The 7,007-nt window shown below is 30.5% G+C and carries 6 protein-coding genes and 1 CRISPR repeat array; of the genes, 2 read left to right on the top strand and 4 right to left on the bottom strand.

Annotation, left to right across the window (positions count from 1 at the left end; genetic code table 11):
- Window positions 1-258, top strand: a 258-nt coding sequence (locus NSA47_RS14595) for a hypothetical protein (RefSeq protein ID WP_257533296.1), incomplete at its 5' end; no start/stop codon positions are given.
- Window positions 255-932 (top strand): IS21-like element helper ATPase IstB, encoded by a 678-nt coding sequence (istB, locus tag NSA47_RS14590; RefSeq protein WP_257533294.1) that lies wholly within the window; start codon window positions 255-257, stop codon window positions 930-932. The genes NSA47_RS14595 and istB, both read left to right, overlap by 4 nt.
- Window positions 933-1,023: 91 nt before the next feature.
- Window positions 1,024-2,776: a CRISPR direct-repeat array (repeat unit 30 nt; unit sequence ATTTACATTCCACTTTGGTTCTATTAAAAC).
- A gap of 183 nt (window positions 2,777-2,959) precedes the next feature.
- Here istB and cas2 read toward each other — a convergent pair.
- From cas2 to cas3, 4 genes are read right to left on the bottom strand one after another with little or no spacing between them, the layout of a single operon-like run.
- Window positions 2,960-3,238, bottom strand: coding sequence for a CRISPR-associated endonuclease Cas2 (gene cas2 / locus NSA47_RS14585; RefSeq protein ID WP_257533291.1), 279 nt, complete (start codon window positions 3,236-3,238; stop codon window positions 2,960-2,962).
- A 4-nt stretch (window positions 3,239-3,242) separates the two neighbouring features.
- Window positions 3,243-4,235 carry a type I-B CRISPR-associated endonuclease Cas1b gene (gene cas1b, locus NSA47_RS14580; RefSeq protein WP_257533289.1) on the bottom strand — a complete coding sequence of 331 codons (993 nt, stop codon included), beginning with the start codon at window positions 4,233-4,235 and terminating at the stop codon, window positions 3,243-3,245.
- Between the two features lie 9 nt (window positions 4,236-4,244).
- Window positions 4,245-4,736 carry a CRISPR-associated protein Cas4 gene (gene cas4 / locus NSA47_RS14575; RefSeq protein WP_257533287.1) on the bottom strand — a complete coding sequence of 164 codons (492 nt, stop codon included), beginning with the start codon at window positions 4,734-4,736 and terminating at the stop codon, window positions 4,245-4,247.
- 24 nt (window positions 4,737-4,760) lie between these two features.
- Window positions 4,761-6,995, bottom strand: coding sequence for a CRISPR-associated helicase Cas3' (gene cas3, locus NSA47_RS14570; protein WP_257533285.1), 2,235 nt, complete (start codon window positions 6,993-6,995; stop codon window positions 4,761-4,763).
- Window positions 6,996-7,007 lie beyond the last annotated feature (12 nt).

Below are 7,007 nucleotides of genomic sequence, written 5' to 3'. Positions count from 1 at the left end.
TTTTCTAGACAAGCTACTTCCATGGAACCCACAGGTTCAGGCAGCATGCAAGTCGAAATAATAGATAATAATGGCGGCCATTTGGCCGCCATTATTTATTGGTACATGTTATTAAAAGACGCTTACGCAGTAACATACAAAAGACTTAAAGAAAATAGTATGATCTATGATAGTTCTATCTACTTCCCATCAGATTTGCCATCATATGAAATAGACACATCTGAGTATGATCTGCTTATGGGAGGTGGTCATCTATGAGAGAAGAGATTAGCCTATACCAAAGAAAGCTAAAACTCTCCAATAATCTTATGGAGATCTATCCATTCATTGAAGCGGAGACAGAAGACCGTGAGGAAAAAAGGCGCATTAGAAACCTTAACAATGCTGGATTTCATGTAGTCAAATCTCTGGAGGGTTATGATTTTTCACAAATCAGGTTTCCTGAATCTTTGCAGCTCCATAATATTGAGTCCTTATCCTTTCTTGAAAAGAAGGAGAACCTGATACTCTATGGCGCAGTAGGAACTGGTAAGACACATCTGTCTGTGGCTCTTGGAGTTAAGGCAATCAATCAAGGTAAAAAAGCTGTATTTTACCGCGTTCATGATCTGATCAATCAGCTTGAATCAGAAGATATAAAGAAAGCCAACAAGGTTCACAAAAAAATCGCCCAGGCTGACCTATTGATACTCGATGAATGGGGCTACCTGCCTCTTCATCAAGAAGGGGCTAGGCTATTGTTTGATATTATCTCCCTATGCTATGAGTCCAAAAGCATCATCATTACCACTAATATTGAGTTTGGCAGGTGGAAGGGCTTCTTGTTTGACGAAAAGCTCACAGCTGCAATAGTTGATAGACTTGTACATCATTCACATATGTTAATATTTACAGGAAAAAGCTATCGCATGACAAACTCATTGATGAAGTAATTTTGGGTTGGTACTGGTAATTGTATTTTTGATTGCCAAAAGTTGCATTTTTATATTGCCAAATACATGTGAAAGCTTTAGAAATATAAGTATTTACATTCCACTTTGGTTCTATTAAAACATATTTACAGATGAGGGTGACGTAGTAATAGATCCGGATTTACATTCCACTTTGGTTCTATTAAAACGGGAGCCCCATGGTGGCACGCTTGGTTAACAGGCATATTTACATTCCACTTTGGTTCTATTAAAACAAGTAAATGAGGCAGTTGAAGAGTATAGACAGAAATAATTTACATTCCACTTTGGTTCTATTAAAACGTTTGATGCACATTTGGCAGATGATGTGTCTGCTCAATTTACATTCCACTTTGGTTCTATTAAAACCTGCATCTCTCATCCTGTTTAATAATTCTGTGTTTATTTACATTCCACTTTGGTTCTATTAAAACTACTACCCTAGACAATGGTAGGTTCAGCGATAGGCATATTTACATTCCACTTTGGTTCTATTAAAACTAAGAGAAGAAAGCTACAAACTATTAAATCAAAGAAATTTACATTCCACTTTGGTTCTATTAAAACAATATTCTTTGCTGCAAGGAAAGCAAGCAAGAAATAAATTTACATTCCACTTTGGTTCTATTAAAACATTTTGCGAATAATTATTTATCAAAGGTACAACGTCATTTACATTCCACTTTGGTTCTATTAAAACGCCTGTAACGGTACGTTTTAGGAGGGTTAAATCTTCATTTACATTCCACTTTGGTTCTATTAAAACGAGGGTTGCTATAACATCATCCATTTCTTTAGTCCAATTTACATTCCACTTTGGTTCTATTAAAACTATTATCAATTAAAGTATTATGCATTACTCTAATATTATTTACATTCCACTTTGGTTCTATTAAAACTACTTTTAAAGTATGTAATAACCTGTTGGAATACTTCATTTACATTCCACTTTGGTTCTATTAAAACCCAAGGCTGTTCCACAGGAACACCAGGGAGTTTTTCATTTACATTCCACTTTGGTTCTATTAAAACTCCTGTTGCTGTCTAATAAGCTCCGACGCTGATATATTTACATTCCACTTTGGTTCTATTAAAACGAAACCATAGATGCAGGAGTTGTGTTTACAGACACCAATTTACATTCCACTTTGGTTCTATTAAAACGGCTATAAGGAGATAAGAGCTAAAAGGTTTTTAAGTATTTACATTCCACTTTGGTTCTATTAAAACACGCACAGGTCGTGCATGAAGGGGGTGTGGTATGAGAATTTACATTCCACTTTGGTTCTATTAAAACGAACTTAGAAATTCATATAACAAGCATCTAGTTAAATTTACATTCCACTTTGGTTCTATTAAAACGTTGATTTGTTCTGAAATTTGACGTACAGCAGCTTCATTTACATTCCACTTTGGTTCTATTAAAACAATTGGGAGAATGGTTACAACAAACCTAATAAGAAAATTTACATTCCACTTTGGTTCTATTAAAACCTACATACGTTGCTCCATCCTGCCCTACACCTTTATATTTACATTCCACTTTGGTTCTATTAAAACTCGAAGCAATTCAGGCTATTCCTTTCAATCGTAATGCATTTACATTCCACTTTGGTTCTATTAAAACATAAAGGTTTTACTTGCTCCACCTCTAAAAGTTCTGCATTTACATTCCACTTTGGTTCTATTAAAACGAGCAAAGGCTAGAGCATTAAGAGATTTAACCAATATATTTACATTCCACTTTGGTTCTATTAAAACCCACCCTTGGTTACAATCTTGTCTCCGATTTCTGTATTTACATTCCACTTTGGTTCTATTAAAACGCGTGTACCTGTACCTGTTGATATTAGGCAGTTTCACTATTCATTATTGTCTAAAAGAGTTTTTTAGATAAAATTCATATTATTATTCGCTTACTCCCTAAAAAATATAATCAAAACCCTTGAAATCATAGGAATTGTCTATCTCCTCATGCTTTTACATTATTATAGGTCGACAGACCATAATTAAAAAAAATTAGATGTTTTATCATCTTCTTTTCCCAAAAATTCTTTAGTCAGCCATTTTTCATCTCTGCTTTTGAATATAATAAAGGAATCTTTATCTTTTCTAATAAATTGAGCTAGTTCTTTTTTTAATTTCATTAAATTTACTTCTGATAAATTTCCTTCAAAGACAGAATTTTGTATATGGGTTAAATACCGTTTACAGATTTTAAATGTCCTTCTTTGCACCTTAGCTCCATCTTCATCCATCACTATATCATACATTAAAATAATATACATCTAATCACCACCATATTTTAAATCCATTATAGTCCTTTTCTCCAATAATTTCTTTTATAAGTTTATAGCATTCTAGTCTAATTAAATATCTATAGGATACTTCACGACCTAAATCTCTATGCAGTATAGTTCGTTTTAATCTTGCATCGTACTCCATCAATATAGTTTTCCTTGCAGATTCCTTCAAGTATAAAAAATTTGATTCTCTTTCAAAATCTTTTTCAGTAATTTGATTTTTATTAAGAAGTGAAAAAATCATCCTTTCTCCAATTAGTGGTTTAAAGATTTCTGCTATATCTAAACATAATGAAAATCTTTTCACTCCTGGCTCATGCAAATAACTAATAGTTGGATTTAACTGAGTCTTGTATATTTCAGATAGAACCGTTGTATAAACAAGACTATTTACAAATGAAATCAGGCTATTAATCATATTATCTGGTGGTCTTTTTACTCTCTTTGTAAAATCTATTTTTTGTTTTACAATGGAATTCCAAGCAGAATAATATGTTTTCCTAATATTTCCTTCTGTACCCATTAGCTCATTTATACTTGTACAATATTCCAATTTATCTATTAAGCTTTGGATGTTCTTCATTGGATTATCTAATGCTGCTCCCCTACCATTATAGTATCTCAAATTTCTATATATATTGTAGGAAGCCGCTTTTAATATTTCTCGTGCTATTTTCACTCTACTCTCTTTGTCATCGTATTTTTTTACCTGATTTACTAGTAGATACCCACTTACATTACTCTCTCTTGGATAAAAACTGCCACTATAAAAACCATAATAATTAAATATATGCATCACAATCTTTTCTTGGGATAGAAAATTTAAGAGCTTGGTATTCATTTCTACTTCTCCAAACAGATATATCTCATCTGTTACCTCAGCTTTTAAATTCTTTTTATCTCCCTCAGCGGTTTTCACTATAATATTATTATCTTTTCTTTTTAAATCCCCATCTCTGAATATATAAAAAGTCTCTCCCATATTATCCTCCTATATATAACACAGTTCATAATAAGCACATTTTCTACATATAGATTTTTTTATCCTTTGTGGTGGTGATTTTAATAATATTATTTCCTCAATATCCTTACGAATTTCTTCAAGTCTTTTTTCATCTTCTTCAAGCAAAAACACATTTTCCCTTTTTCTTAGCAATGGATAATCAAGCACTCCCTTTTCAATAGCAACACCTTTGTGCTTTAAAATCCATATATAATATTTTAATTGCCATTTGGAGGCTTCTTCTATTTTTCTAGACTTTTTAACTTCATGAATTACTTTCCATTCCTTCAAGAAATCTATATTAATATTTTCATCGATTAAAATATTCTTTTTTTCTCTACTATAGGAGGTTTCATCCACTAATTTTCCCATTGCTACTAAATCGCTACTTTGTTCCATAGTAATATCATTTACAAAAAACCATAATTTCCTTTTGCAAACAAAATAATAGTAAATCATAACACCTGTTATTTTTTTCATCCTATCATCCTTAAAAAGAAGTATTTAAATAAAGTTATCATACTGTGTATTTTTACTTATATCCTCTTTTTTAATATATTCAATTCCGGTTTCCTTTGAATAATAACAATCTAATATCGGTATAGATTCATATTTATTAATTATCACCTGATTTATAGCATTTCCATTTATTTGATAGTAAGGAACATTTAATGTGAATTCCAATAAGTTGATTCTAGCAATAGATTTTTTCATCTTTAGTTTTTTTCTTTCCTCTGAGCTAAGTGATTTATCATAATTTTTTACAAGAATCTGAATGTTTTTTTCTATCTCTTCATGATTTTCATTATATATTTCCTTAGGAATCACTGTTTGTGTATGAATATTTCTAAATATTTTTTTTATTTCATTTTTATCTTTCTCATAATCCTCTATGCTTTTCACATATTTAATATTTTCTTTAATATATTTGTAATACTCCGTGTTCTTAAGATTTTCAGTAGTATAGAGGCTACTGACTAAATTCATTTTGTCTTCTTCACCTAATGGACCATTAATATTTCTTAAGGCTTCTTTAGACAAGTTAAATATATCTTTATCAATAACATAACCTACTCCACTACAATCTTTTTCGCCTCCATCAAAAACATAACAGTTATATCCTTGCTCTTTAAAACTTCTGCCTCTATAACATCTACCCATCCTTTGAAATAATCCATTTAAATCAGATAGTTCTGTAATTAGAATGTCAAAGTCAATATCAAGAGATGCTTCTACCACTTGTGTAGTAATCCATATTCCATAGTCCTTTGAGTTTTTATCTCCTATTTCTAATATTTTATTTTCTTTTTCTTTGCGGTCTTTTTTTATAAAATTACTGTGGAATAAATGTAAGTTTTCTACTTCATATTCTTTATCTAACTCTTTATAAATTCGCTGTGCTTCTTTTACAGTGTTACAGATTACCAAAACTTTATTTTTATTATAAAGTTTTATAATATTTGTTATATCTAACTGTTTTTTATTTACTTTTACACTATGTCGTATTCTATTGTTATTAGTAAAAGTCTTTGATGGAATAAATTGTACCCCTTCCTCCTTTAGTAAATCTTCTACGATATTTGGTAAAGTTGCTGTCAAAATAGCAAACTTTCCACCTATTTTTGTAATATAGGATAATCCAATTATTAAATAAGCTAAAAGATCTGCAGAATACATTTGAACTTCATCAATTACAATCTTAGAATATGCTAACGTTGCAAGTTTTGATTCAAAACCTCTATATCGATATACAAAGTCAAAAATTTGATCTAAAGTACAAATTGTAATAGGTAATGATAATTGTTTCGTCTTATTGAAATATTCATCTAAATCATTGTCTTCCATACCTCTACCTAGATATTCACTATAAGTATCTGAATGTAATAGACCTACTTTATCAGAATATCCTTCATTTACAATGTTTATAGCTACCCTATCATACATAGCATTGATTGCAGTCTTTAAAGGTAGTGTAAAAAAACCTTTATTGTCTCCTATCCATAAAAGCCCAGCTTCGGTTTTACCCATTCCGGTTTCTGCAATGGCTATTACATTATTGTCTTTATTTGCTAACATATATTTTTGTAATTCATTCCAATCAGCATTAGAATGTTGCTGTTGCCAGCTTTCCATTAACTTCCTTAAACTCTCTATCAAAAAATCGTTCTTTACTTCAACATCTATGTATCCACTAGCAGCATAATCAATTCTATTTAATAACCCTTTGATTTTAATATATTGATAGAATAGTTCTTCATTATCTTGTTCGTATATTCGATCTTTAGAAAAATATTTAGCTCTTAATTTTTTCACTTCTATTTTTGTCAATTTTTCATAAGAAAAGTTGTTCACCTCTTGTTCTATCAATCGAATTTCTTCTTCCAAATGTTTATTATCATATGACAAGTCTCTATCATGATGATATGCTATAGAATGGGCTAAAATTTTAATTTCTTCCCTAGTCAATCCCTGTTTTTTTAGTTCCTGTGGGTTAATAAAGGCTAAACTAAGAATTCCATGAGGTATTTCATCTTGTATGGTTTTACCTGTCTCTATTTTTGCTTGAAACTTTTTATTCATTTTCCCAAGATCATGATACAAACAAGCAAGATATAACATATCCCAATTTATTTCTAAATTGGGATATAAAGATTGTATAATGTCATAATTTTTTATAAGATTGTCAGTATGTTCTTGTATCGTTTCTTGTGGATTTGATTTAGCTAAATAATTATTCATTAGTATCCTCCT

This window comes from Irregularibacter muris (genome assembly GCF_024622505.1).
GTDB classification, from domain to species: Bacteria; Bacillota; Clostridia; order Eubacteriales; family Garciellaceae; genus Irregularibacter; species Irregularibacter muris.
The sequence above is the reverse complement of the archived record's forward strand: the minus strand, read 5'-3'. Positions and strand labels throughout refer to the sequence as shown.

Coding starts and splice junctions, on each gene's coding strand:
- cas3 (WP_257533285.1), bottom strand. CDS start 6,995: ATGAATAATTATTTAGCTAAATCAAATCCACAAGAAACGATACAAGAA.
- cas2 (WP_257533291.1), bottom strand. CDS start 3,238: ATGTATATTATTTTAATGTATGATATAGTGATGGATGAAGATGGAGCT.
- cas4 (WP_257533287.1), bottom strand. CDS start 4,736: ATGAAAAAAATAACAGGTGTTATGATTTACTATTATTTTGTTTGCAAA.
- cas1b (WP_257533289.1), bottom strand. CDS start 4,235: ATGGGAGAGACTTTTTATATATTCAGAGATGGGGATTTAAAAAGAAAA.
- istB (WP_257533294.1), top strand. CDS start 255: ATGAGAGAAGAGATTAGCCTATACCAAAGAAAGCTAAAACTCTCCAAT.